The sequence below is a fragment of the Oceanobacillus phoenicis genome, from assembly GCF_047238145.1.
Taxonomy (GTDB): Bacteria; Bacillota; Bacilli; order Bacillales; family Amphibacillaceae; genus Oceanobacillus.
The window spans coordinates 591753-617500 of sequence record NZ_JBDFME010000001.1 but is presented as its reverse complement, the minus strand read 5'-3'; the positions used below and the strand labels follow the sequence as shown (position 1 = coordinate 617500).

Annotated in this window: 23 protein-coding genes, 2 rRNA genes and 2 other annotated features (1 of these 27 only partly in view); all 25 genes read left to right on the top strand. The window is 38.6% G+C overall.

Features of this window, described 5'->3' with window-relative positions:
- Nucleotides 1-1381: ribosomal RNA gene (locus ABC346_RS03440) — 23S ribosomal RNA — on the top strand (it extends 1541 nt beyond the left edge of the window).
- A gap of 281 nt (nt 1382-1662) precedes the next feature.
- Nucleotides 1663-1778: ribosomal RNA gene (rrf, locus tag ABC346_RS03435) — 5S ribosomal RNA — on the top strand.
- Nucleotides 1779-1988: 210 nt separating this feature from the next.
- A complete protein-coding gene (locus ABC346_RS03430; RefSeq protein ID WP_413233551.1) occupies nt 1989-2687 on the top strand; it encodes an MgtC/SapB family protein in 699 nt (232 codons plus the stop codon).
- Between the two features lie 201 nt (nt 2688-2888).
- Nucleotides 2889-3356: a CtsR family transcriptional regulator gene (locus ABC346_RS03425; RefSeq protein ID WP_413233550.1), complete on the top strand. Its 468-nt coding sequence runs from the start codon at nt 2889-2891 to the stop codon at nt 3354-3356.
- Between the two features lie 22 nt (nt 3357-3378).
- Nucleotides 3379-3933: a protein-arginine kinase activator protein McsA gene (gene mcsA, locus ABC346_RS03420; protein WP_413233549.1), complete on the top strand. Its 555-nt coding sequence runs from the start codon at nt 3379-3381 to the stop codon at nt 3931-3933.
- On the top strand, nt 3930-4994 hold the full coding sequence (mcsB, locus tag ABC346_RS03415; protein WP_413233548.1) for a protein-arginine kinase McsB: 1065 nt from the start codon (nt 3930-3932) through the stop codon (nt 4992-4994). The genes mcsA and mcsB overlap by 4 nt, the downstream gene beginning before the upstream one ends.
- Nucleotides 4995-5156: 162 nt before the next feature.
- Nucleotides 5157-7586, top strand: coding sequence for an ATP-dependent protease ATP-binding subunit ClpC (gene clpC / locus ABC346_RS03410; RefSeq protein WP_413233547.1), 2430 nt, complete (start codon nt 5157-5159; stop codon nt 7584-7586).
- Between the two features lie 195 nt (nt 7587-7781).
- Nucleotides 7782-9155 carry a DNA repair protein RadA gene (gene radA / locus ABC346_RS03405; RefSeq protein WP_413233546.1) on the top strand — a complete coding sequence of 458 codons (1374 nt, stop codon included), beginning with the start codon at nt 7782-7784 and terminating at the stop codon, nt 9153-9155.
- A gap of 82 nt (nt 9156-9237) precedes the next feature.
- Nucleotides 9238-10329 carry a PIN/TRAM domain-containing protein gene (locus tag ABC346_RS03400; protein WP_413236502.1) on the top strand — a complete coding sequence of 364 codons (1092 nt, stop codon included), beginning with the start codon at nt 9238-9240 and terminating at the stop codon, nt 10327-10329.
- 122 nt (nt 10330-10451) lie between these two features.
- Complete coding sequence (gltX, locus tag ABC346_RS03395; protein WP_413233545.1) at nt 10452-11921, top strand: glutamate--tRNA ligase; 1470 nt, start codon at nt 10452-10454, stop codon at nt 11919-11921.
- A gap of 71 nt (nt 11922-11992) precedes the next feature.
- Nucleotides 11993-12212 (top strand) — a binding site (T-box leader).
- A 134-nt stretch (nt 12213-12346) separates the two neighbouring features.
- Entirely contained in the window at nt 12347-13018 is a 672-nt protein-coding gene (cysE, locus tag ABC346_RS03390; RefSeq protein ID WP_413236501.1) for a serine O-acetyltransferase, read from the top strand.
- The gene (gene cysS, locus ABC346_RS03385; RefSeq protein WP_413233544.1) at nt 12999-14405 is read left to right on the top strand and encodes a cysteine--tRNA ligase; all 1407 of its coding nucleotides are present in this window, start codon (nt 12999-13001) and stop codon (nt 14403-14405) included. Before cysE ends, cysS begins: the two co-directional genes overlap by 20 nt.
- Nucleotides 14405-14818 (top strand): Mini-ribonuclease 3, encoded by a 414-nt coding sequence (locus ABC346_RS03380; RefSeq protein WP_413233543.1) that lies wholly within the window; start codon nt 14405-14407, stop codon nt 14816-14818. Before cysS ends, ABC346_RS03380 begins: the two co-directional genes overlap by 1 nt.
- Nucleotides 14811-15557: a 23S rRNA (guanosine(2251)-2'-O)-methyltransferase RlmB gene (rlmB, locus tag ABC346_RS03375; RefSeq protein WP_413233542.1), complete on the top strand. Its 747-nt coding sequence runs from the start codon at nt 14811-14813 to the stop codon at nt 15555-15557. Before ABC346_RS03380 ends, rlmB begins: the two co-directional genes overlap by 8 nt.
- Entirely contained in the window at nt 15557-16066 is a 510-nt protein-coding gene (locus ABC346_RS03370) for an NYN domain-containing protein (RefSeq protein WP_413233541.1), read from the top strand. Before rlmB ends, ABC346_RS03370 begins: the two co-directional genes overlap by 1 nt.
- A gap of 137 nt (nt 16067-16203) precedes the next feature.
- Nucleotides 16204-16857, top strand: a complete 654-nt coding sequence (gene sigH, locus ABC346_RS03365; RefSeq protein ID WP_413233540.1) for an RNA polymerase sporulation sigma factor SigH — start codon at nt 16204-16206, stop codon at nt 16855-16857.
- 167 nt (nt 16858-17024) lie between these two features.
- Nucleotides 17025-17174 (top strand): 50S ribosomal protein L33, encoded by a 150-nt coding sequence (gene rpmG / locus ABC346_RS03360; RefSeq protein WP_413233539.1) that lies wholly within the window; start codon nt 17025-17027, stop codon nt 17172-17174.
- Between the two features lie 185 nt (nt 17175-17359).
- Nucleotides 17360-17533 carry a preprotein translocase subunit SecE gene (secE, locus tag ABC346_RS03355; RefSeq protein ID WP_413233538.1) on the top strand — a complete coding sequence of 58 codons (174 nt, stop codon included), beginning with the start codon at nt 17360-17362 and terminating at the stop codon, nt 17531-17533.
- Between the two features lie 171 nt (nt 17534-17704).
- Nucleotides 17705-18241, top strand: a complete 537-nt coding sequence (nusG, locus tag ABC346_RS03350; protein ID WP_011064509.1) for a transcription termination/antitermination protein NusG — start codon at nt 17705-17707, stop codon at nt 18239-18241.
- A 160-nt stretch (nt 18242-18401) separates the two neighbouring features.
- The gene (rplK, locus tag ABC346_RS03345) at nt 18402-18827 is read left to right on the top strand and encodes a 50S ribosomal protein L11 (protein ID WP_011064510.1); all 426 of its coding nucleotides are present in this window, start codon (nt 18402-18404) and stop codon (nt 18825-18827) included.
- A 186-nt stretch (nt 18828-19013) separates the two neighbouring features.
- Nucleotides 19014-19706 (top strand): 50S ribosomal protein L1, encoded by a 693-nt coding sequence (rplA, locus tag ABC346_RS03340; protein ID WP_413233537.1) that lies wholly within the window; start codon nt 19014-19016, stop codon nt 19704-19706.
- Nucleotides 19707-19753: 47 nt separating this feature from the next.
- Nucleotides 19754-19908: a sequence feature (ribosomal protein L10 leader region), on the top strand.
- A gap of 85 nt (nt 19909-19993) precedes the next feature.
- Nucleotides 19994-20494, top strand: a complete 501-nt coding sequence (rplJ, locus tag ABC346_RS03335; protein ID WP_413233536.1) for a 50S ribosomal protein L10 — start codon at nt 19994-19996, stop codon at nt 20492-20494.
- 55 nt (nt 20495-20549) lie between these two features.
- Nucleotides 20550-20912 (top strand): 50S ribosomal protein L7/L12, encoded by a 363-nt coding sequence (gene rplL, locus ABC346_RS03330; RefSeq protein WP_017795112.1) that lies wholly within the window; start codon nt 20550-20552, stop codon nt 20910-20912.
- Between the two features lie 218 nt (nt 20913-21130).
- Entirely contained in the window at nt 21131-21736 is a 606-nt protein-coding gene (locus ABC346_RS03325; RefSeq protein WP_413233535.1) for a class I SAM-dependent methyltransferase, read from the top strand.
- A gap of 390 nt (nt 21737-22126) precedes the next feature.
- Nucleotides 22127-25666, top strand: a complete 3540-nt coding sequence (gene rpoB, locus ABC346_RS03320; protein WP_413233534.1) for a DNA-directed RNA polymerase subunit beta — start codon at nt 22127-22129, stop codon at nt 25664-25666.
- The last annotated feature ends 82 nt before the right edge of the window (nt 25667-25748 follow it).

Sequence of the window (25748 nt, the reverse complement as noted above, 5' to 3'; positions counted from 1 at the left end):
AATCCGTCTGGCAATTTCAAGCTGTGATGGGGAGGGAAATTGAGTACCGAAGTTCCGGATTTCACACTGCCAAGAAAAGCCTCTAGTTAGATCATAGGTGCCCGTACCGCAAACCGACACAGGTAGGCGAGGAGAGAATCCTAAGGTGAGCGGGAGAACTCTCGTTAAGGAACTCGGCAAAATGACCCCGTAACTTCGGGAGAAGGGGTGCTCCTTCATAGGAGGAGCCGCAGTGAATAGGCCCAAGCGACTGTTTAGCAAAAACACAGGTCTCTGCGAAGCCGAAAGGCGAAGTATAGGGGCTGACACCTGCCCGGTGCTGGAAGGTTAAGGGGACGAGTTAGCTCTTCGGAGCGAAGCTTTGAACCGAAGCCCCAGTAAACGGCGGCCGTAACTATAACGGTCCTAAGGTAGCGAAATTCCTTGTCGGGTAAGTTCCGACCCGCACGAAAGGTGCAACGACTTGGGCACTGTCTCAACGAGAGACCCGGTGAAATTATACTATGCGTGAAGATGCGCATTACCCGCGACAGGACGGAAAGACCCCGTGGAGCTTTACTGTAGCCTGATATTGAATGTTTGTGCAGCTTGTACAGGATAGGTGGGAGCCTTTGAAACGTGAGCGCTAGCTTACGTGGAGGCACCCGTGGGATACCACCCTCGCTGTATGAACATTCTAACCCAGGACCGTGATCCGGTTCGGAGACAGTGTCAGGCGGGCAGTTTGACTGGGGCGGTCGCCTCCCAAAGAGTAACGGAGGCGCCCAAAGGTTCCCTCAGAATGGTTGGAAATCATTCGTAGAGTGTAAAGGCAGAAGGGAGCTTGACTGCGAGACCTACAAGTCGAGCAGGGACGAAAGTCGGGCTTAGTGATCCGGTGGTTCCGCATGGAAGGGCCATCGCTCAACGGATAAAAGCTACCCCGGGGATAACAGGCTTATCTCCCCCAAGAGTTCACATCGACGGGGAGGTTTGGCACCTCGATGTCGGCTCATCGCATCCTGGGGCTGTAGTCGGTCCCAAGGGTTGGGCTGTTCGCCCATTAAAGCGGTACGCGAGCTGGGTTCAGAACGTCGTGAGACAGTTCGGTCCCTATCCGTCGTGGGCGTTGGAAGTTTGAGAGGAGCTGTCCTTAGTACGAGAGGACCGGGATGGACACACCGCTGGTGTACCAGTTGTTCCGCCAGGAGCATGGCTGGGTAGCTACGTGTGGAAAGGATAAGTGCTGAAAGCATCTAAGCATGAAGCCCCCCTCAAGATGAAACTTCCCATCACTTCGAGTGAGTAAGATCCCTCAGAGACGATGAGGTTGATAGGTCCGAGGTGGAAGCGTGGTGACACGTGCAGCTGACGGATACTAATTGATCGAGGACTTATCTAAGTATATAAAGCGACAGGATCTGTACATCAACGTACAGACTGGACGTTCTCTGAATGAGATAAAGGAAATACAAAGAGTCGTTAGACGATTTGATATTGACTTATCGTAAGGAAGAGAAGGAAGTCTGCTAGTTGATAGAGACTGGAGCTAGAATAGAATGATGTCACGTTACTCTTATTTAGTTTTTAGGGTACAATCCTAAAAAAGTGTTGCATTTTGTCTAAGAAATGCATATAATATAACTTGTCCTTATTTTTTTTGGACTACATATTACACGAAAGTCTGGTAGCGATAGCGAAGAGGCCACACCTGTTCCCATGCCGAACACAGAAGTTAAGCTCTTCAGCGCCGATGGTAGTTGGGGCTTTGCCCCTGCAAGAGTAGGACGCCGCCAGGCAACGAAAAAGAGTTAAGCAGAGAGTGCTTAACTCTTTTTGTTATAATTAGATTCATATGTAATTAAACAATAGCATAATTATATACTTGGTTGAATCAATTTCATAATAAGATATTTTGAATGAAGTCTGAATGCTACACTGTTTAACATTGCAGACTAAAGTTTTTAGCAGGTTAACTTAGTTAATTAATAAAGAGGGGAGGTACGTGTATGACTTCCTTAATGGAACATTTAATGGGGGAAGACTTTTTAGTTATTGCTGGTAGGTTGTTTATTGCATTAATACTATCTGGTTTAATCGGATTTGAACGAGAAATTAATAACCATTCAGCAGGTTTTCGTACACATATATTAGTAGGTGTTGGATCTTGTCTAATGATGATATTATCACTATTTGGATTTTTAAGCTTTATGGAAATGCATGATAATGTTCAATTTGACCCTGCTCGTATTCCTTCTTATGTTATTAGCGGAATAGGGTTTTTAGGGGCGGGAACCATTATTGTTTATGGAGGGACGATACGTGGGCTTACTACAGCAGCATCCATTTGGACCGTAGCAGGTATTGGTTTGGTTATAGGGGCAGGAATGTATAGTGTCGCTATTGTAGCTACTCTAATTATCCTTGTTAGTTTAATCTTCCTTAATCAAATAGAAAATCTATTTCCGAAATATAAGTCTAGCTTCTTTTTAGAAATCATTGTAACTGATGGATTTCATCTGTCTACAGCTGTAGAAGTAATTGAAAAAAATCATTTCACCGTTAAACGAGTTGAGATTCAAACGCTAGAAGGTGGACAAAGAAAAATACATGTTTGGACAAATATAAGAAAAAATAAAGATTTAATGAATGTATTTGATGAAATTTCAAGTATGGGCTCTGTTCTAAATATATCTAAACTAAATTAACCTTATATCGTAAGTGATACTTGAAATAAAAAAGGTCTCTTACGATATAAGGTTTTTGTTTTGATTTTAGTATTATTTGTCTAAAATAAGATATGTAATCTATTTGCAACTTCATTTATTTCGCGTATAATAAAGATATAGTCAAAGATAGTCAAAGTCAAAGAAAGAATTGTCATCTTAATATGATATGAGGTGCAAATTATGAGCAATATATCTGACATAATCGAGCAATATTTAAAGCAAGTGTTACAGTCTCAAGGGAAAGATGTTATTGAAATTAAGCGAAGTGAGATTGCTGATCAATTTCAATGTGTACCTTCTCAAATTAATTATGTAATCAACACAAGATTTACAATAGAAAAAGGATATATTGTAGAGAGTAAACGTGGTGGGGGTGGATATATTCGAATTATGCGGATTCAGCATCAAAGTCAATCCGTTTTAATTGATGAGATTATCCAATTAATCGGTGATTCTATCCCACAGCGATCTGCAATCGATATTTTGGAAAGGTTACTGGAAGAAGATCTAATTACAGAGCGAGAAGCTAAACTAATGCTTTCTGCGATTGATAGAACGACGCTTGCGTTTCAATTACCTATACGAGATGAAATACGTGCTCGTATTTTAATATCTATGTTAACAACACTTAAGTATTTGAATAAATAATTCATGTAAGGGGGAATGATTTTTGGAATGCCAAGAATGTCATGAAAACCCAGCGACACTTCATTTTAAACATGTAATCAATGGAGAGGAACGAAAGTTAAGTCTTTGTGAAGCGTGTGCAAAGAAAAAAGGTTATGTTACTTTTCCTGAAGAAGGGTATTCCCTTCATGACCTACTAACTGGATTATTTAATGTAGAAACATTAAATATGAGTTCAACAAGTACGAATCAAATGAAGCAGTTAAAAGAAGTGACATGCTCTTCATGTGGAATGGCTTTTTCCGAATTTAAAAAAATTGGAAAGTTCGGTTGTGCTAATTGTTATTCTTCATTTGCACAAAAGGTTGAACCAATATTTCGTAGAGTTCATGCAGGTAACACAAAACATAATGGAAAAATTCCAAAACGAACAGGAACAAATCTACAAACTAGACGTCAGATTGAAATGTACAAACAAGAATTAAAAAACTTTATTGATGATGAAGAGTTTGAAAAAGCGGCGGAGTATAGAGATAAAATTAAGGAACTACAAGCAAAAACTTCTAAGAAAGATTTGAAAGAGGGTGATGATCAATGACATTAGATAAATTTATTGATCAAGCAATCAGCCCCTGGATGCGTGAGGAAGGACCAGATAAAGATATCGTAATGAGTAGTCGAATCAGACTTGCTAGAAATTTTGCTGATCAAACGTATCCTATATTAGCTAATGAAGAAAAACTAGTGGAGATTCAAGAATTTATTCGAGACGAATATGCAAATAAATCTTTTCAAACGTATAAAGATTTGCAGTATGTTCCTTTGACGGACTTATCACCGGTTGAAAAAAGTGTGTTAGTGGAAAAACATTTAATAAGCCCACACTTAATAAAACATTCCGATTATGCTGCTACATTAATTTCTGAGAATGAGCAAGTGTCCATAATGGTTAATGAGGAAGATCATCTTCGCATACAAGTATATTATCCAGGTCTTCAATTAAAAACTGCTTTAGAGCAATCATTTGCATTAGATGATTGGCTAGAAGAAAAAGTCGATTATGCATTTGATGAGACAAAAGGGTACCTAACAAGTTGCCCCACGAATGTTGGAACAGGAATGAGAGCTTCTGTAATGATGCACTTACCTGCGTTGGTACTAACTAAACAGATTAATCGTTTAATACCTGCGATTAGTCAATTTGGTCTCGTAGTTAGAGGCATTTATGGTGAGGGTAGCGAGGCACTCGGAAATATTTTTCAGGTGTCAAACCAAATCACGTTAGGGAAATCGGAACAAGATATTGTCGATGATTTAGAAAGTGTTGTTCATCAACTTATTGAGCATGAACGAATGGCACGTAATCATATACTAGAAAGAACAGGAACAAAATTAGAGGATCGCATTTTCCGTTCATACGGGACACTAGCATATAGTCGTATTATGGACTCCAAAGAAGCATCTAAATGTATTTCGGATGTTCGACTTGGAATTGACTTAGGTTGGATAGACAACACTTCTGGAAACATTTTGAATGAATTAATGGTTCTCACACAACCAGGATTCTTACAACATTATGCAAATCGATCTCTTCGTCCGGATGAGCGTGATGTTTTACGGGCATCAGTTATTCGAGAGAGATTGAAGCTAGAAGAGTAACAACCTTTAGTTACCTGTTTTATAAGATGTTTAGAGATATGAAATGTAAGGGAATAAGTTAGAAGGCTTCTATTTCTACGTATAAACACATTTTTAATATATAGCCGATATTCGACCTACCGACTATCGATTAAATCTCAGAATAATAGGAGGAAAATCCTTATGATGTTTGGACGCTTTACAGAAAGAGCACAAAAAGTACTTGCATTATCACAAGAAGAAGCAGTACGTTTAGGACATAATAACATTGGTACAGAACACATTTTACTAGGACTTGTACGCGAAGGAGAAGGAATTGCTGCAAAAGCTTTACAATCTCTTGGTTTAGAGGTATCGAAAATACAAGAAGAAGTAGAAAAATTAATCGGTGTAGGGAAACAACCTACACAATCGATTCATTATACACCTCGTGCAAAAAAAGTAGTTGAACTTTCTCAGGATGAGGCAAGAAAATTAGGCCACTCTTACGTAGGTACAGAACATATCTTACTTGGATTGATAAGAGAAGGAGAAGGTGTCGCTGCTAGAGTTCTTAATAATTTAGGAGTTAGTCTTAATAAAGCAAGACAACAAGTACTACAATTATTAGGAAGCAATGAATCGCAAGCAGGTCGTCAAGGACGTGCAGGGCAGCAGTCAAATGCAAGCACACCGACGTTGGATTCATTAGCCCGGGATTTAACCGTTAGTGCAAAAGAAGGTAAGATTGACCCGGTAATTGGGCGCTCAAAAGAGATTGAACGAGTAATCCAAGTGCTTAGCCGTCGTACAAAAAATAACCCAGTCTTGATTGGGGAACCTGGTGTAGGTAAAACGGCAGTAGCTGAAGGGCTTGCACAGCAGATTATTGATAATGAAGTGCCAGAAACATTACGTGATAAACGAGTAATGACATTAGATATGGGTACGGTTGTTGCTGGTACGAAATATCGTGGTGAATTTGAAGATCGCTTAAAGAAAGTAATGGAAGAAATTCGTCAAGCAGGCAATATTATTCTATTCATCGATGAGTTACACACACTTATTGGAGCTGGTGGAGCAGAAGGGGCTATTGATGCTTCGAATATCTTAAAACCATCACTTGCACGCGGAGAATTACAGTGTATTGGCGCAACTACGCTAGATGAGTATCGAAAATATATTGAAAAAGACGCTGCATTAGAGCGACGTTTCCAACCAATTCAAGTTGACGAACCAACATTGGAAGAAACAATCCAAATTTTAAATGGCTTGCGTGATCGTTATGAAGCACATCATCGCGTAACCATTACTGATGAAGCAATTGAAGCAGCGGCGTCACTATCCGATCGTTATATTACTGATCGTTTCTTGCCAGACAAAGCGATTGATTTAATTGATGAGGCTGGATCGAAAGTAAGGTTACGTTCTTATACCGTTCCACCAAACTTAAAAGAGTTAGAACAGAAACTTGATGAAGTCCGTAAAGAAAAAGATGCTGCAGTACAAAGTCAAGAATTTGAAAAAGCCGCATCTTTACGAGACTCGGAGCAACGTTTCCGTGAAGAGTTAGAAACAACGAAAAATGAATGGAAAGAAAAACAAGGTCAAACTGATTCAGAAGTTACCATGGAAGATATTGCTGCAGTTGTTTCTACATGGACGGGAGTACCCGTATCAAAATTGACAAAAGATGAAAGTAATCGCCTTCTAAACATGGAAACAATTCTTCATGATCGTGTGATTGGGCAATCTGAAGCGGTCAATGCAGTTGCTAAAGCAATCCGCCGTGCTCGTGCAGGATTAAAAGATCCGAAGCGTCCAATTGGTTCATTTATCTTCTTAGGACCAACGGGAGTAGGTAAAACAGAACTTGCTCGTGCGTTAGCAGAAGTAATGTTTGCAGATGAAGATGCAATGATTCGTATTGACATGTCGGAGTATATGGAAAGACATGCGACTTCACGTTTGGTTGGTTCTCCACCAGGATATGTCGGGTATGAAGAAGGTGGACAATTAACCGAAAAAGTTCGTCGTAAGCCTTATTCTGTAGTTCTATTAGATGAAGTGGAAAAAGCGCATCCAGAAGTATTTAATATTCTGTTACAAGTTCTTGAAGATGGTCGCCTAACCGATTCAAAAGGAAGAGTGGTTGATTTCCGTAATACGGTTATTATTATGACTTCTAATGTTGGAGCAAGTGAATTAAAACGTAATAAATATGTTGGTTTCTCTTTAGATGATGAGGAGAAAGACTATAAAGATATGAAATCAAAAGTGATGGAAGAATTGAAGAAAGCATTCCGTCCAGAGTTCTTAAACCGTATTGATGAGACTATTGTCTTCCACTCTTTAGAAAAAGAACATATGAAGGATATTGTGACGTTGATGGTAAAACAATTACAAAAACGATTAAAAGAACAAGACCTACATTTATCATTAACGGATAAGGCAGTTGAAAAAATTGCTAATGAAGGCTTTGATCCAGAATATGGTGCTCGACCATTACGTCGATCCATTCAAAAAAATATCGAAGACTTGTTATCCGAAGAGCTATTAAAAGGAGCCATTGAAAAAGAGCAACAGGTGAAAATAGGATTAAATAATAAAGGTGAATTTATTGTTTTACCATAGAAAAAGGTAATATGATGTAACAGAGATAAAGCTAGAGGACTTGATTCTTCTAGCTTTTATTTCCATTTAAGGAATTTTAATGTCAAAACGCTCGGTTGTGGCATAAATATGGAAGATGGATTTGTAAATTGATAGCTTTCTGTAACCTACTACATAAAAAAATAGGCTACAATAATAGAGAAGGGGTTAATAAATTTGGCAAAAAGAAAAACAAAGTTTGTATGTCAAGAATGTGGTTATGAATCAGCTAAATGGATGGGGAAATGTCCGGCTTGTCATCAATGGAATACCATGGTGGAGGAAATAGATCCAGCTTCGGTTAAAGGTCGGACAGGCTATGCTACTAGTACGACATCTGCAGGTAAGCCTGAAAAAATTACAGCAATTGAATCGAAAAAAGAACCTAGAATCACTACAAATATGAAAGAGTTCAACAGAGTGCTTGGCGGCGGAATCGTACTAGGGTCACTTGTTTTAATTGGAGGAGATCCGGGTATTGGTAAGTCAACTCTATTACTCCAAATATCCTCCCAATTGGCAGAAAAAGATATGTCGGTACTTTATGTTTCTGGAGAGGAATCAACTCGTCAAACAAAATTGCGTGCAGATCGACTCGATATTGCAACTGATCAGTTGTATGTTTTATCGGAAACAAATTTATATGATATTAGTAAACAGATAGAAGAAGTAAAGCCGTCCTTTGTAGTTATCGATTCGATACAAACCATATTTAAAGAAGAAGTAACGAGTGCTCCAGGAAGTGTTTCTCAAGTACGTGAATGTACCATGGAGCTTATGAAAATAGCAAAATCAAATGGAATACCTATTTTTATTGTAGGTCATGTAACGAAAGAAGGTTCCATTGCTGGTCCTCGATTATTAGAACATATGGTAGACGCTGTTCTATATTTTGAAGGGGAGCGACATCACACATATCGTATATTACGGGGAGTAAAGAACCGTTTTGGTAGCACAAATGAGATGGGAATATTTGAGATGAAAGAGGAAGGATTACGAGAAGTAATGAATCCGTCTGAGATATTCTTAGAAGAGCGATCAGAAGGGGCAGCCGGATCGACAGTTGTGGCATCGATGGAAGGAACGAGAACGGTATTGGTAGAAATACAAGCATTAATTTCTCCTACTAGCTTTGGGAATCCTCGTCGTACTGCAACAGGAGTAGATCATAATCGTGTACCGCTGTTAATGGCCGTTTTAGAAAAACGTGTAGGGTTGATGCTTCAAAATCAAGACGCGTATATAAAAGTCGCTGGTGGAGTAAAGTTGGATGAGCCAGCTATTGATCTAGCATTAGCTATAAGTATTGCTTCCAGTTTTCGAAATCAACCAACGAATCCGAATGATATTTTTGTAGGTGAAGTAGGATTAACTGGTGAAATTAGAAGGGTTTCGCGAATTGAACAACGTGTACAAGAAGCGGCAAAACTAGGTTTCAAACGTGTGATATGTCCAAAGAATAATTTGGATGGTTGGAATTACCCTAGCGGAATTGAAGTCATCGGTGTATCAAGTGTACAAGAGGCTTTAGATATCGGATTACGTCATTAATAATTCTTTTTATTCTATGAAAAAACCTTATGGGATACTTTTCCAAATAATAGGCAATACTAAGGTTAGGAGGTGAGCGATGGTGCTTAAAAAGATAGTTCATTTATTCTTTATTATATTAGGTGGTACCGTCGGGTATTTATATATACCGGAAATTTTTAGTTTGTTAAACGTAACAGATCCCGCATGGTTGAATTCGCCGATATTAGGTATGATTATTGGTGCTATTATATTCTTCATACTTTCCTACTTATTGGTCGATTATATTGTAGGTTTCTTACGCTGGGTAGAGGATGCACTTATTAAACTCCCAGCAATGGATTTGTTTTTTGGAAGTATTGGTCTAATCGTAGGTTTAGTAATTGCATATTTTATTAATATACCGCTTCAAGATACTGGAATTCATATCTTGTCACAAGTATTACCATTTTTCATTATGATTACTTTTGGATATCTAGGATTCCAAGTAGGTTTTCGTAGACGTGAGGAATTTGGTAATTTAATGCGTGCTAATAAAAAGGGACGTCGTATTCCAGAAGAAAATGCAGCAGCACCGGCTGACAAACCAAAGGCGAAAATATTAGATACAAGTGTAATTATTGATGGAAGAATTGCAGACATTTGTCAAACAAATTTTCTAGAAGGAACCATAGTCATTCCACAATTTGTTTTAGGAGAGTTACAGCATATTGCCGATTCATCGGACACACTAAAACGAAACCGTGGCCGTCGTGGATTGGATATTTTAAATCGTATTCAAAAGGAATTACCGATTCATGTGGAAATTTATGAAGGTGACTTTGAAGAGATCCAAGAAGTTGACAGTAAACTAATCAAATTAGCGAAAGTAATCGATGGTATTGTTGTGACGAACGATTTTAACTTGAATAAGGTTTGTGATTTTCAAGGAGTCAACGTTCTGAACATTAATGACCTAGCAAATGCTGTGAAACCAGTCGTATTACCTGGTGAAGAATTACATGTACAAGTAATTAAAGATGGTAAAGAGCAAAACCAAGGTGTTGCTTATTTAGATGATGGTACGATGATTGTCGTTGAAGAAGGTAGAGACTATATTGGAAAAAATATAGAAGTAGTTATTACAAGCGTTCTACAAACTTCTGCAGGTAGAATGATATTTGCAAAACCAAAATTACTTGAAAAAGCGCTCTAAAAAGGGTATAACTGATAAAGGACGAAGAAAAGTGATAACATGAAATATGTTATCACTTTTTCATATAGAACTTATTCGATGATAAACGAATTCATATTTATTTCCTAAGGAGGCAACAAGTAATGAGTCAAGAAGTTCGCGTGCGTTATGCACCAAGTCCAACAGGGCATTTGCATATTGGGAATGCACGTACTGCATTATTTAATTATTTATATGCAAAGCATTTTGATGGGAAGTTTATTATCCGTACGGAAGACACAGATGATAAAAGAAATGTTGAAGGTGGCGAAGAAAGCCAATTAAAATACTTAAAGTGGTTAGGGCTCCAGTGGGATGAAGGCGCTGATATCGGTGGAGATTATGGCCCTTATCGTCAAACAGAACGCCTTGATATTTATCAAAATTACCTTGATGAATTATTTGAAAAGAACTTAGCCTATAAATGTTATATGACAGAAGATGAATTAGAAGCAGAACGTGAAGAGCAACGTCAAAATGGACAAGTTCCAAAATATTCTGGAGCTCATCGCGATTTAACTCCAGATCAAATCGAACAATTTGAAGCAGAGGGTCGTCAACCAAGTATCCGTTTCCGAGTTCCAAAGAATACGACGTATACATTCAATGACCTAGTGCGCGGACCGATTACATTCGAGTCAAGTGATTTTGGTGATTGGGTTATCGTGAAAAAGAATGGAATTCCAACGTATAATTTTGCTGTAGCGATTGATGATCATTTAATGAAAATCAGTGATGTTTTGCGAGGAGAGGAACATATTTCGAATACTCCAAAGCAAATGATGATTTTTGAGGCATTTGGTTGGGAAGCTCCACGTTATGGACACATGACACTGATTCTTAACGAAGAGCGTAAGAAATTAAGTAAGCGTGATGAACATATTCTCCAATTTATTGAGCAATATCGTAATCTTGGTTATTTACCAGAAGCGATGTTTAATTTCATTAGCTTACTTGGATGGTCTCCGGTTGGGGAGGAAGAGATGTTCACCCAAGCGCAACTAATTGAGATTTTTGATCCAGAAAGACTGTCTACCTCTGCTGCAATCTTTGACCAACATAAGCTGAAATGGATGAATAATGAGTACATTAAAGCTGCGGATCTTGATAGAGTTATCGATCTTGCGTTGCCGCATTTGATAAAAGCAGGAAAACTGCCAGAGGAAATGGATGATGAAACTCATCAATGGGCAGAAAATGTAATCTCACTTTACCGTGAACAGTTACGTTATGGTGCTGAAATCGTGGAACTTACAGAACTATTTTTCCAAAAAGAAATTTCTTATGATGAAGCAGCACGAGAAGTACTTAACGGGGAACAAGTTCCGGAAGTACTACAAGTTTTCACGGATAAATTGATTCACTTAGAGTCGTTTGATAAAGACTCTATAAAAGCGCAATTTAAAGCAACACAGAAAGAGACTGGGCATCGTGGTAAGAAATTATTTATGCCAATTCGTGTTGCAACAACTGGACAGATGCATGGTCCTGAACTCCCGTTTGCAATTGAATTATTAGGTAGAGACATTATTCTTAATCGATTGGATAAACTATTGAAAGAAATGGGAGCATAAGGATTCACATTTAGGCGGATTTGTAATATATTAAGCATATAGAAATCCGATAAACATGAGCTATTAAAATAGATAAAACGTAGAAGAGGGAAAGTAAGATTAATTTGTTTACACAGAGAGAACCACGTTTGCTGAAAGTGGTTTTAGACAATTAATTTGAAGTGCTCCTCGGAGTCTGTGATGGAATACAGAGTACATCACAGCGGAAACTCTGCCGTTATAAGAGCCAAGTTGAGAGAAGCAAAGCTACTTCTCTAAACAGAGTGGAACCGCGCGAGAGGCGTCTCTGTGTATATCATACACAGAGGCGTTTTTTAATGGTCTAGGAAATTATAAAATTTTGGAGCTTTGGCCGTCCAGGACATACGGTGATAAACGGGCGCTTGCGCTTTTGTTAATGAAGGAAGGAGGTTTTCCGTTTGGGTATCTTTAAAATGATGAAAGAGGATATGAATGTTGTATTTGAACAAGACCCTGCTGCTAGAACGAATGTTGAAGTTATGCTTACGTATTCTGGGTTACATGCTGTATGGTCGCATCGAGTTGCCCATTGGTTTTATAAAAAGCGATTGTTGTTTATCGCACGTGTTATTTCACAATTAAGTCGGTTTATCACTGGAATCGAAATACATCCCGGCGCGAAGATTGGTCGTCGATTATTTATTGATCATGGTATGGGAGTTGTCATTGGGGAAACATGCGAAATAGGCAATAACGTTACCATTTTTCAAGGAGTAACCCTTGGTGGTACCGGTAAAGAAAAAGGTAAACGCCATCCAACTATAAAGGATAATGCGCTGATTGCTACGGGCGCTAAAGTGCTCGGTGCAATTACGATTGGTGAAAATTCTAAAGTCGGTGGCGGATCTGTCGTGCTAAAGGATGTACCAGATAACTCAACGGTTGTAGGTGTTCCTGGGCAAGTGGTCGTACAAGATGGAAAAAGAGTACGAAGAGATCTTGATCATCATAAATTACCAGATCCTGTCTCTGATAAATGTGACCATTTACAAACGCAAATTGATGAGCTAAAAGCGGAACTTGCTTCGTTGAAAGAGGAAAGGAGAGTCTTAGAAAATGACCATTCAAATATATAACACGTTAACAAGACAAAAAGAAACGTTCAAACCAATGGAAGAAGGAAAGGTAAAAATGTATGTATGCGGTCCGACTGTATACAACTATATTCACATTGGTAATGCAAGGCCCGCGATTGTGTTTGATACCGTACGTCGATATTTAGAATATAGAGGATTTGATGTAGATTATGTATTAAACTTCACGGATGTTGATGATAAAATCATTAAAACAGCAAAAGAAGTAGGTGAAGAAGTTCCGGCGTTAGCGGATAGATTTGTAAATGCATATCTAGAAGACGTTGGAGCACTTGGTGTAAAAAAAGCTACTAAAAATCCACGGGTAATGGATACGATGGATGATATTATTGCCTTCATTTCAACCTTAATTGAGAAAGGCTATGCGTATGAAGCGGATGGAGATGTATATTTTAAACCAAGATCCTTTGACTCTTATGGCAAACTATCCCATCAATCTATTGATGAGTTACGTTCTGGAGCACGTATTCAAGTAGGAGAGAAAAAAGAAGATCCACTTGATTTTGCATTATGGAAGAAAGCAAAAGACGATGAAATTGCTTGGAAATCTCCTTGGGGTGAAGGAAGACCAGGCTGGCATATTGAATGCTCGGCGATGGTGAAGAAACATTTAGGAGATACGATTGATATTCATGCTGGTGGTCAGGATTTAACCTTCCCACATCATGAAAATGAAATAGCGCAATCGGAAGCAATGAACGGAAAGACTTTTGCAAACTATTGGATGCATAATGGGTATATTAATATTGATAACGAGAAAATGTCGAAGTCACTTGGTAACTTTGTGCTTGCCAGAGATTTAATTCGAGCGCATGATCCAAGAGTGTTACGCTTCTTTATGTTATCTGTCCATTATCGTAATCCGATTAACTTCACAGAAGAACTACTTGAGAGTGCAAAAACAAGTTTAGAGCGTATTCAAACAGCTTATCATAATCTATCTCATCGACGCGATTCAAGCTTAAACTTAACTAACGATGATGCCAAGTGGCTGCAAATCGTAGAAGTTGCTATGAGCAAATTTGAGCAAGATATGGATGATGATTTTAATACAGCGAATGCGATTTCTGTTTTATTTGATTTATCGAAGGAAGCAAATGTTTACCTACAAGAAAATCAAACTTCTACGAAAGTTATAGATGCTTTTCAAGATGCGATTGCACAGATTCTAACAGTATTGGGAATTAATATATTAGAAGATGAAGAAACACTACTTGATGAAACAATTGAAGCGTTAATTGTAGAAAGAAATGAAGCACGTAAAAATCGTAATTTCAATAGAGCGGATGAGATTCGTGATATGCTCAAAGAAAAAAATATAATACTCGAAGATACTCCGCAGGGTGTACGTTGGAAAAGAGGTAAGTAATGAAACAAAGTGATGTGAAGCAGCTAAAAAGCCTTGCCCTTGCTTATATAGGTGATTCTATATATGAATTATTTATTCGAGAGTATCTCTTAGAGCGTGGTACAGTAAATCCTAATAAGTTACATCAATCTGCAACATCGTATGTTGCAGGGAAAACACAGGCAATGGTTATTTTACATTGGTTGGATGTCGATGGATTTCTTACCGAAGAGGAACAAAAAGTTGTTGCACGAGGAAGAAATGCTAAATCAGGATCAGTACCAAAGAATATAAGTGTCCAAACGTATCGGTATAGTACCGCGTTTGAGGCACTTATTGGATATCATTATATGTTAAAGAATCATGATCGATTAGAAGAACTTATTCAAGATGCAATTGAATACGTGGAAGAAAGGAGAGATAACCATGGATAATGAGGTCATTATGGGAAGAAACCCTGTTATGGAAGCTTTAAAATCGGGGCGATCAGTGAATAAAGTAATGGTTACAGAACAAATACAAGGTTCCACATTTCAAAAAATTAATCAATTGGCAAGAGAGGCTGGAACAATTGTACAAAAAGTGCCTCGTTCTAAATTAGATCAGATGGAATTGGGGAATCACCAAGGGGTGGTAGCATATGTAGCATCTTATGCGTATGCCTCTTTAGATGATTTATTTGATCGGGCCAATGAACGTGGAGAGGATCCCTTCTTTATTTTATTAGATGAGTTAGAAGATCCACATAACTTAGGTTCGATATTACGAAGCGCAGATGCGACAGGGGTCCATGGAGTTATTATTCCTAAACGACGTTCCGTTGGATTAACCGCAACAGTAGCAAAAACAGCAGCTGGAGCTATGGAACATATTCCTGTTGTGCGTGTAACCAATATGTCGAATACTATTGATGAATTAAAAGAGCGAAATGTTTGGATTGTAGGAACAGAAGCAGAAGCAGATGAAGACTATCGACAATTAGATGGATCCTTGCCTATTGGTATCGTAATTGGTAACGAAGGTAAAGGCATGAGTCGGCTCGTTCGAAAAAAATGTGACTGGACAGTGGGTTTACCAATGGTCGGACAAGTATCTTCTCTTAATGCGTCGGTAGCTTGCGGACTCTTACTTTATGAAGTCTATCGTAAACGCCATTCTCTTGGAGATCAGTAATGAAAGAGGTCTTGATTGTCGATGGATATAACGTAATTGGTGCTTGGGGAGAATTACAACGACTAAAAGATAAAGATATTGGTCAAGCAAGAGATCGACTCATTGAAATATTGGCGGAATATCAAGCCTTTACTGGAAAGCATGTTATTCTTGTTTTTGATGCCTACTATGTACGTGGTGTAGAGAATAAACAAGAAAAATTTAACATGGACATTATTTATACGAAAGAAAAAGAAACGGCAGACGAGTGTATCGAAAAACTAGTTAAAGAAGTGAAAAACATTCAAACGCAAGTCTATGTAGCAACATCGGATTACGCTGAACAACGGACTATTTTTGGACAAGGGGCATTACGTAAGTCTGCTCGAGAGTTGCTTATTGAAGTGCAGGATATGGATAGAGAGATACATTTCAATTTAGAAGTTCATCGAAAAGCAAAACCACAAGCAAAAATAAAAATTGATAAAGAAATCATGGAAAGGTTCGAACGAATGCGCAGAGGAGAATAATAGCTCGTATGTCTCATCAAAATCATACAATTCGACAAATTATGACCCTAACCGAGTTTAGGTCAAGTTGACGGTATTAAAACGCTTCCTGTATAATATTTCCTATACTATAGAAGCGGAATTGCAGGAGGCGATCTTTGGTGAATATCGGGCAAATAGATACGAGCAACAAGGGTTTAGAACAGCTTGATGATACTGATTTGCTACAATTCATTCGTCAAGGGAATAGTCATGCGTTAGACCTCCTTATACAACGATACATTAGTTTTGTGCGAGGAAAAGCACGGACATATTTTTTGGTAGGTGCTGATAAAGAGGATATTATTCAAGAAGGAATGATTGGTCTATATAAAGCAATACGTGACTATGATGTGGACAAGCTCTCCTCTTTCAAAGCATTTGCAGAATTATGTGTAACAAGACAAATTATTACGGCAATAAAAACAGCAACTCGTCAAAAACATATTCCATTAAATTCATACGTCTCCTTGGACAAGCCGATTTATGATGAAGAATCAGATAGAACACTGCTAGATATAATAGGTGGGTCTATCGATGTCGATCCACAAGAATTATTGATTAGTCAAGAAGATTATGGAACGTTGGAACATAAATTATCGAAATTATTAAGCGACTTAGAAAAGAAAGTATTGCAATTATATTTAGATGGACGTACGTATCAAGAGATTTCAGAGCATTTAAATCGCCATGTGAAATCGATTGATAATGCGTTACAGCGGGTAAAACGAAAATTAGAGCAACTAATGGAATCTAACGGAGTATCTTTGTAAAAAATATAAAACTTATCGACAATAATCGACAACAAGAATCTGAAAATTATGGGAAAATTTTACTGTTTCTTGTAATTGGTGTGATAGATTGCTGTGATGCCGTTGACATAATTCGTGCTAGGTGCTACAGTAATATAGTCTATAATCCCTTCACAAGGGGTGGAATAATGAGTAAAAAAATTACACTGGCATGTGCTGTATGTTCAAGCAGGAATTATTCGACAAACAAAAATGTATCCAGTCAATCTACAAGATTAGAAGTAAAAAAGTTTTGCAAAACATGCGGGAAACATACATTACATCGCGAGACGAAATAAAAGAATGCAATTTACGTTGCATCCGTCTTCAAGATTCGCCTCCAATTAGGAGAAGTAAATCTATTGAAGAGAGGAATTACGGATGGTCAAATTAATGCATTCACTTAACATCAGTTGGGGCTAGGAACCCCGGCGAATGAAGTTTCGTTTTATATAGAATCGTGTGGGTTCGGGGGGTACAATGAATGTTTAAGTTTTTAAGAAATGTATCTAGAGAGATGAAAAAGGTAAGCTGGCCAAAAGGAAAGGAACTTAGAAATTACACTGTTGTCGTTATTTCTACAGTAGTTTTGATGGCCGTATTCTTTTTTGTTGTAGATTTAGGGATTTCTCAACTTTTAAATGCATTTTTTGAATAATTAAGCTATAATAAGGTATACTGTACTAAGCGCATATATATTTAAACTAAAAACCCGGCATTTGCGGGTTTTTTAATGTTGGTAGAAAAAATTTTCTAAAAGACTAATATTTAGTATGTTTGTGAAATTTAATAGCAAGGGAGGGAAGGACAATATATTGTCCTAATAAAGATGGAGAAAAACTGGTATGTCGTTCATACTTACTCAGGGTATGAAAATAAAGTAAAAATGAATCTAGAAAAACGTGTTGAATCTATGGGGATGGAAGATAAAATCTTTCGAGTAATTGTCCCAGAAGATGAAGAGGCTGAGATCAAAAACGGCAAGAAAAAAATGGTGAAGAAAAAGTCATTCCCTGGATATGTGTTAACGGAGATGGTAATGACAGATGACTCATGGTATGTTGTTCGTAATACACCAGGAGTAACTGGATTCGTAGGGTCTAGTGGACATGGTGCAAAGCCAACTCCACTAATGCCTGGTGAGATTGATGTAGTACTAAAACGTATGGGTGTATCTGAGCCAACTGTACAAGTAGATTTCGAGATAAAAGAAAACGTCCGAGTTACCGATGGTCCGTTTACGGACTTTACAGGGTCTATTGAACATATAGACACGGACAAGCAGAAAATTAAAGTACATGTAAATATGTTTGGTAGAGAAACTCCGGTAGAATTAGACTTTTCACAAGTAGAAAAACTATCATAAATTCTCCATCGCTCAAAGCTTGCATTTTTTTGAAATACATGCTAAAATTCTTTTGTTATTCATGTGCCCCAAAGTGGTGCAGATGGTAAATTTGAGTGGGAGGGTTTACCAAATCTTATAACCCTATTACCACATCACGGACTTTAAGGAGGTGTGTCTCGTGGCTAAAAAAGTAATTAAATTAGTTAAATTACAAATCCCAGCTGGTAAAGCTAACCCAGCACCGCCAGTAGGACCAGCACTAGGTCAAGCGGGTGTTAATATTATGGGATTCTGTAAAGAATTCAACGCTCGAACACAAGATCAAGCGGGTATGATTATTCCTGTTGAAATTACGGTATTCGAGGACCGTTCATTTACATTTATTACTAAGACTCCACCGGCAGCAGTACTATTGAAAAAAGCAGCTGGAATCGAGTCTGGTTCTGGTGAACCAAACAAAAACAAGGTCGCTTCTGTTAAACGCGATCAAGTTAAAGAAATCGCTGAAACAAAAATGCCTGATTTAAACGCAGCTGATGTTGATGCGGCAATGCGTATGGTAGAAGGTACTGCACGTAGTATGGGAATCACGATTGAAGACTAATCGATTCCACTATTCAATCAATATGATTTGATTGAAGTTTACAATAAGGGGGTTGCGGCTGGATAACATCCGCAGCCTTATTCGTGAGATGCTAACATGGTATTTTGTTAGTGTGCTTGATAAAAGCCTTGTGCTTTTATAAGTGGGAGGTACAACCGTTATAACCACAATAGAGGAGGAAATAAAATGGCAAAAATCGGTAAGAAGCATCAAGAAGCATTAAAGCTTGTTGATCGCTCTAAATCATATGAAATTCAAGAAGCTGTTGAATTAGCAAAAAAAGCAGCTAAAGCAAATTTTGATGAAACTGTAGAAGCGGCTTTCCGTCTAGGCGTAGATCCGAAGAAAGCAGACCAACAAATTCGCGGTGCGATGGTGTTACCACACGGCACTGGAAAAACACAACGTGTATTGGTATTTGCTAAAGGTGAAAAAGCGAAAGAAGCAGAAGCTGCTGGTGCAGACTATGTAGGTGAAGCAGACTACATTAACAAAATCAACCAAGGTTGGTTTGATTTTGATGTAATCGTAGCTACACCTGATATGATGGCTGAAGTAGGGAAACTTGGCCGTGTACTTGGACCAAAAGGTTTAATGCCAAACCCTAAAACTGGTACAGTAACATTTGAAGTTGAGAAAGCTGTTAACGATATTAAAGCTGGTAAAGTTGAATATCGTGTAGACAAGTCAGCGAATATTCACGTACCGATCGGAAAAATTTCTTTTGATGATCAAAAATTAGTGGATAACTTCGTTGCTCTTACAGAACAATTAGTAAAAGTGAAGCCACAATCTTCTAAAGGTATTTACATGAAGAACGTTTCTATCACTTCTACTATGGGACCTGGAATTAAAGTAGACGTTTCTAACTACCGTTAATTGGTAGTTGACTTTTGTCGGAACGTTCGATATACTAATTTCGGTAATTAAAAGAATACGTTATACCGTAGACAGTGGGGGCTTAAGTAGCTTAATTATCCTGCCGAGGTGTTTATGATGAAGATAGTTTCGCGTTATTAATGCATTGCTATCTGCCATATATAAGCTCTCATGTCTGCATGAGAGCTTTTTACATGTCTAGCTCTAACGTAAGGATCTTGCGTTTTGTATGAATATGTAAAGCACATACAAACGGTGTAATGAGGAATTTTATAGGAGGTGGAACAATGTCAGGGATCATTGAGAAAAAGAAACAAGTGGTTGAAGAAATCGCTGAAAAATTCCGTGCTAGCCAAACAGCTGTTGTTGTTGACTATCGTGGTCTTGACGTAGCAGAAGTAACTGCACTGCGTAAAGAACTACGTGAAGCTGGTATCGAGTTTAAAGTCTACAAAAACACAATGACTCGTCGTGCGGTTGAAGCTGTAGAACTTACAGACTTAAACGACACGTTAACTGGACCAACAGCTATTGCGTTCAGTAACGAAGATGTCGTAGCGCCAGCACGTATCTTGAATAATTTCAAGAAAGAGCATGAGGCATTGGAAATCAAAGGTGGCGTAATTGAAGGACAAGTCGCTACACTTGATCAAATCAAAGAACTTGCAGACCTTCCAAACTACGAAGGTATGGTTTCTATGTTGCTTAGCGTACTTCAAGCTCCAGTTCGTAACTTTGCTTACGTTACAAAAGCTGTTGCTGAGCAAAAAGAAGAACAAGGTGCATAATACACCAATCGGTTTACAAATAAAAATTAATTACAATTAATAGGAGGATTCAATCATGACTAAAGAAGAAATGATTAGCGCAATTAAAGAAATGTCTGTATTAGAACTTAACGACCTAGTAAAAGCTATTGAAGAAGAATTTGGAGTAACTGCTGCTGCACCTGTTGCTGCTGCGGGAGCTGCTGGTGGAGCTGCTGAAGAAGAAAAAACTGAATTTGACGTTGTTCTTAACAGTGCTGGCGCATCTAAGATCAAAGTTGTTAAAGCAGTACGTGAAATCACTGGTCTTGGCTTAAAAGATGCTAAAGACTTAGTAGATAACGCTCCTAAAGCAATCAAAGAAGGCGTTTCTAAAGAAGAAGCTGAAGAAGTTCAAGGTAAACTTGAAGAAGCTGGAGCTACTGTAGAAGTTAAATAAGGAAACCTAAATAAATAAGGAGCTCGCCGTTTTTTTTGGCGGGCTCTTTATCACGAAACCTCCTAACACAATAAAGGAGTAGTAATAGATAGAAGTAAACCACCGGTATAGAAGAAAAAGCACATGCTAGTCAGCTAGGATATTTTTCGGTTATTCGGTGGTTTATTTTTAGATTATAGAGTCTCCAACAAACATTTCATAGTAAAGTAGGTGCCTAAATGTCAGAGCATTACTTTTCCAATAATCCTCAGTCAAAAACTTCACCAAGAACGTGGATGTATGAATTGCGAGGTAGATCCTTTCATTTCACAAGTGATGTGGGTGTCTTTTCAAAGAATGATATTGATTTTGGTTCTCGTCTTCTTATTGAACAATTTCAAGAGCCTCAGATTAAAGGGGATATACTTGATGTGGGCTGTGGGTATGGGCCGATTGGACTTTCGTTAGCTGCGGACATTAAAGACCGTTCAGTTTTGATGGTTGATGTCAATGAACGAGCGGTAGAATTAGCGAAACAAAACGCGAGTGCAAATAGTATAACAAACGTAACCATACAAACAAGCGATCTGTACAGTGCCATTGATGACGCTTCTCGTTTTGCTGCGATTGTTACTAATCCACCGATTCGTGCCGGAAAAAAAGTAGTGCATCAGATTTTTGAAGGTGCAAAGGATTTACTGCTTCCTGACGGAGAGTTGTGGATTGTTATACAGAAAAAGCAAGGTGCCCCATCTGCCAAGGAAAAGCTAAATGATTTGTTTGGTAATGTAGAGGTAGTGAAGAAAGATAAAGGCTATTATATATTAAAAGCGCAAAGCGTTTGACCATCACTTCCGGATATGCTAAGATAGGAAGATGCTAAGATGAGGATACCTTTGTCAAGGGGTATATTCATTAAAAGGAAATGTATATTTTGATCATTAGAGGTAAAACTGATAGAATCGGAAAAATACTGACCGGTTCATTGTTTTCTATAGTTTACCAAAATTTTAGCAATCTGTACAATCAGATTTATGATTGTATAAGAATTATTGCGTGAATGAAGCCATCTGCTCTATCGAGAGATTCATTCTAATAGACAGATGCTTACTTGTTACATGTTGTTAGTTTCAAAGAACATATCTGATTCAAATTGTTCAGTAGGTTCTTTTAAATATGATTCACATTTTTTTAGTAAAGTGCTATTAAAATGTAAGATTTAAGGGGTGAAGCAGTTGACAGGTCAACTAGTTCAGTATGGACGGCACCGCCAACGCAGGAGCTATGCGCGTATCAATGAGGTGTTGGAATTACCAAACCTAATCGAAATCCAAACCGCTTCTTACGATTGGTTCTTAGAAGAAGGTTTACGAGAGATGTTTCAGGATATCTCGCCAATCGAAGACTTTACAGGAAATCTATCGCTTGAATTTGTTGATTATAGTTTAGGTGATCCAAAGTATCCTGTAGATGAAGCGAAGGAAAGAGACGTAACGTACAATGCTCCGCTTCGCGTGAAGGTTCGTTTAATTAATAATGAAACCGGTGAAGTGAAGGAACAAGAGGTATTTATGGGTGATTTCCCGCTTATGACAGAAACGGGAACATTCATTATTAATGGTGCGGAACGAGTAATCGTATCGCAGCTTGTACGTTCTCCGAGCGTATATTATAACGAGAAGATCGACAAAAACGGAAAACGAGGTATCGCTGCAACGGTGATTCCAAACCGCGGAGCGTGGTTGGAATTTGAAACAGATGCGAAAGATATCGCGTATGTTCGTATTGATCGTACTCGTAAGTTACCAATCACTGTACTTTTACGTGCATTAGGATTCGGTACAGATCAAGAAATCACAGATTTACTTGGTGAAAACGAGTATTTACGTAACACACTAGAAAAAGACAATACAGAGAATGCTGAGAAAGCTTTATTAGAAATCTATGAGCGTTTACGCCCTGGAGAACCACCAACTGTAGAAAACGCAAAGAGCTTATTAGTATCTCGTTTCTTTGATCCAAAGCGTTATGATTTGGCGCATGTTGGACGTTATAAAATGAATAAAAAACTTCATATGAAGAATCGTTTATTCAACCAAGTGCTTGCTGAACCAATTGTTGATCCAGAAACTGGTGAAGTGATTGCTGAAAAGGGAAACAAATTAGAACGGAAGTTACTTGATAAAATTCTCCCTTATTTAGAGCGCGCAGAAGATCGTTTTGGAGAATCTGTTCTATCCCCTCACGAAGGTGTGTTAGAAGATGAAATTACGATTCAGTCTGTTAAGATTGTTGACCCGACAGATCCTAATGGAGAAAGAGAACTTACTGTAATTGGTAACGGAGGAGTTACAGATGATGTAAAAAACATTACTCCTGCTGATATCTTATCTTCCATCAGCTATTTCTTCAACTTGCTTCATGAGGTTGGAGGAACAGATGATATTGACCATTTAGGTAATCGTCGTTTGCGTTCTGTTGGAGAATTATTACAAAATCAATTCCGAATCGGATTATCTCGTATGGAACGTGTTGTTCGCGAAAGAATGTCTATTCAAGACACATCTAGCGTTACACCACAACAACTAATTAATATCCGACCGGTTATTGCATCGATTAAAGAATTTTTCGGTAGTTCACAGCTATCTCAATTTATGGATCAAACAAATCCACTAGGTGAGTTAACGCATAAACGTCGTCTATCTGCCCTAGGACCCGGCGGTCTTACGCGTGAGCGTGCAGGCTTTGAAGTTCGAGACGTTCACTATTCCCACTATGGGCGTATGTGTCCGATCGAAACGCCAGAAGGACCTAACATCGGGTTGATAAACTCGCTATCTAGTTATGCGAAAGTGAATAAATTTGGTTTCATTGAGTCTCCTTATCGTCGTGTAGACCCTGAAACTGGTAAAGTAACAAATAAAATTGATTACCTTACTGCGGATGAGCAAGACAACTATATTGTTGCCCAAGCAAACTCTCCGTTAGATGAGGAAAGTCGTTTCCAAAATGAAGAAGTAATTGCGCGTTTCCAAGAGGACAACATTGTGGTTTCCCGCGATAAGATTGATTACATGGACGTATCACCGAAACAGGTTGTTTCTGCTGCGACAGCATGTATTCCATTCTTGGAAAATGATGACTCCAACCGTGCACTAATGGGTGCGAACATGCAACGTCAAGCAGTTCCATTGATGAAACCGAAAGCTCCGATCGTAGGAACCGGTATGGAGTATGTTAACGGAAAAGACTCAGGTGCTGCAGTTATTTGTCATCATGAGGGTGTTGTTGAACGTGTTGAAGCGAAAGAAGTTTACGTTCGCCGCATATCTTATGTTGATGGCAAAGAAGTTGAAGGCGACTTGGATCGTTACGGATTACAAAAATATAAACGTTCCAACCAAGGAACTTGCTATAATCAGCGTCCAATCGTAAGTCAAGGAGACCGTGTAACAAAAGGTGAAGTTCTTGCAGACGGACCTTCTATGGAAGATGGCGAACTTGCACTAGGTCAAAACGTTCTCGTTGGTTTCATGACATGGGAAGGTTATAACTACGAGGATGCCATCATCATGAGTGAACGTCTTGTGAAAGATGATGTATATACTTCCATTCACATTGAAGAATTTGAATCGGAAGCTCGTGATACAAAATTAGGACCTGAAGAAATTACAAGAGATATTCCTAACGTTGGGGAAGATGCACTGAAAAATCTTGATGAGCACGGTATTATTCGTGTTGGTGCTGAAGTAACTGATGGAGATATCCTTGTAGGTAAGGTAACTCCAAAAGGAGTAACTGAGCTTTCTGCAGAAGAACGCTTATTACATGCCATTTTTGGTGAGAAAGCTCGAGAAGTGCGTGACACATCTCTACGTGTTCCACACGGCGGCGGTGGTATCGTTCTTGATGTGAAGATATTTAACCGTGAAGATGGTGACGAGTTACCACCAGGTGTGAATCAACTCGTGCGTGCTTATATCGTGCAAAAACGTAAAATCCATGAAGGGGATAAAATGGCTGGTCGTCACGGTAACAAAGGGGTTATCTCTAAAATCTTACCGGAAGAAGATATGCCGTATCTACCAGATGGAACACCAATCGACATTATGTTGAACCCACTAGGTGTACCTTCACGTATGAATATCGGACAGGTGTTCGAACTTCATTTGGGAATGGCTGCAAGACAGCTAGGTATACACGTGGCAAGTCCAGTATTTGATGGCGCTCGTGAGGAAGATGTTTGGGAAACACTTGAAGAAGCAGGCATGCCTCGTGATGCAAAAACTGTCTTATACGACGGAAGAACAGGTGAAGCATTTGATAACCGCGTATCCGTAGGTGTTATGTATATGATTAAACTTGCGCACATGGTTGATGATAAGCTACACGCTCGTTCAACTGGACCATACTCACTTGTTACACAACAACCACTTGGTGGTAAAGCACAATTTGGTGGACAGCGTTTTGGTGAGATGGAGGTATGGGCACTCGAAGCATATGGAGCTGCTTATACACTACAAGAAATCCTTACCGTTAAATCGGATGATACAGTTGGTCGTGTGAAGACATACGAAGCAATTGTTAAGGGTGATAATGTTCCAGAACCTGGCGTTCCAGAATCCTTTAAAGTATTAATTAAAGAACTTCAAAGTCTTGGAATGGATGTTAAAATGCTTTCCAGCAATGAAGACGAGATTGATATGCGCGAATTAGAGGAAGAAGAAGTTCAGGCTGCAACAAAGCTAAATATTGATGTCGAAGAAAGTGAATAAAACAATTAGCACAGAAGGTTTTAGGGCGACAATCCGAGAACCTTTCTGTTGCTTTCTATATATAACCTGATCCAGTGGTAAA

What these genes read in the sequence shown, in the direction of transcription:
- ABC346_RS03430 (WP_413233551.1), top strand. Translation starts at nt 1,989, where the DNA reads ATGACTTCCTTAATGGAACATTTAATGGGGGAAGACTTTTTAGTTATT.
- ABC346_RS03425 (WP_413233550.1), top strand. Translation starts at nt 2,889, where the DNA reads ATGAGCAATATATCTGACATAATCGAGCAATATTTAAAGCAAGTGTTA.
- mcsB (WP_413233548.1), top strand. Translation starts at nt 3,930, where the DNA reads ATGACATTAGATAAATTTATTGATCAAGCAATCAGCCCCTGGATGCGT.
- clpC (WP_413233547.1), top strand. Translation starts at nt 5,157, where the DNA reads ATGATGTTTGGACGCTTTACAGAAAGAGCACAAAAAGTACTTGCATTA.
- gltX (WP_413233545.1), top strand. Translation starts at nt 10,452, where the DNA reads ATGAGTCAAGAAGTTCGCGTGCGTTATGCACCAAGTCCAACAGGGCAT.
- cysS (WP_413233544.1), top strand. Translation starts at nt 12,999, where the DNA reads ATGACCATTCAAATATATAACACGTTAACAAGACAAAAAGAAACGTTC.
- ABC346_RS03380 (WP_413233543.1), top strand. Translation starts at nt 14,405, where the DNA reads ATGAAACAAAGTGATGTGAAGCAGCTAAAAAGCCTTGCCCTTGCTTAT.
- rlmB (WP_413233542.1), top strand. Translation starts at nt 14,811, where the DNA reads ATGGATAATGAGGTCATTATGGGAAGAAACCCTGTTATGGAAGCTTTA.
- ABC346_RS03370 (WP_413233541.1), top strand. Translation starts at nt 15,557, where the DNA reads ATGAAAGAGGTCTTGATTGTCGATGGATATAACGTAATTGGTGCTTGG.
- rpmG (WP_413233539.1), top strand. Translation starts at nt 17,025, where the DNA reads ATGAGTAAAAAAATTACACTGGCATGTGCTGTATGTTCAAGCAGGAAT.
- secE (WP_413233538.1), top strand. Translation starts at nt 17,360, where the DNA reads ATGTTTAAGTTTTTAAGAAATGTATCTAGAGAGATGAAAAAGGTAAGC.
- nusG (WP_011064509.1), top strand. Translation starts at nt 17,705, where the DNA reads ATGGAGAAAAACTGGTATGTCGTTCATACTTACTCAGGGTATGAAAAT.
- rplA (WP_413233537.1), top strand. Translation starts at nt 19,014, where the DNA reads ATGGCAAAAATCGGTAAGAAGCATCAAGAAGCATTAAAGCTTGTTGAT.
- rplJ (WP_413233536.1), top strand. Translation starts at nt 19,994, where the DNA reads ATGTCAGGGATCATTGAGAAAAAGAAACAAGTGGTTGAAGAAATCGCT.
- rplL (WP_017795112.1), top strand. Translation starts at nt 20,550, where the DNA reads ATGACTAAAGAAGAAATGATTAGCGCAATTAAAGAAATGTCTGTATTA.
- ABC346_RS03325 (WP_413233535.1), top strand. Translation starts at nt 21,131, where the DNA reads ATGTCAGAGCATTACTTTTCCAATAATCCTCAGTCAAAAACTTCACCA.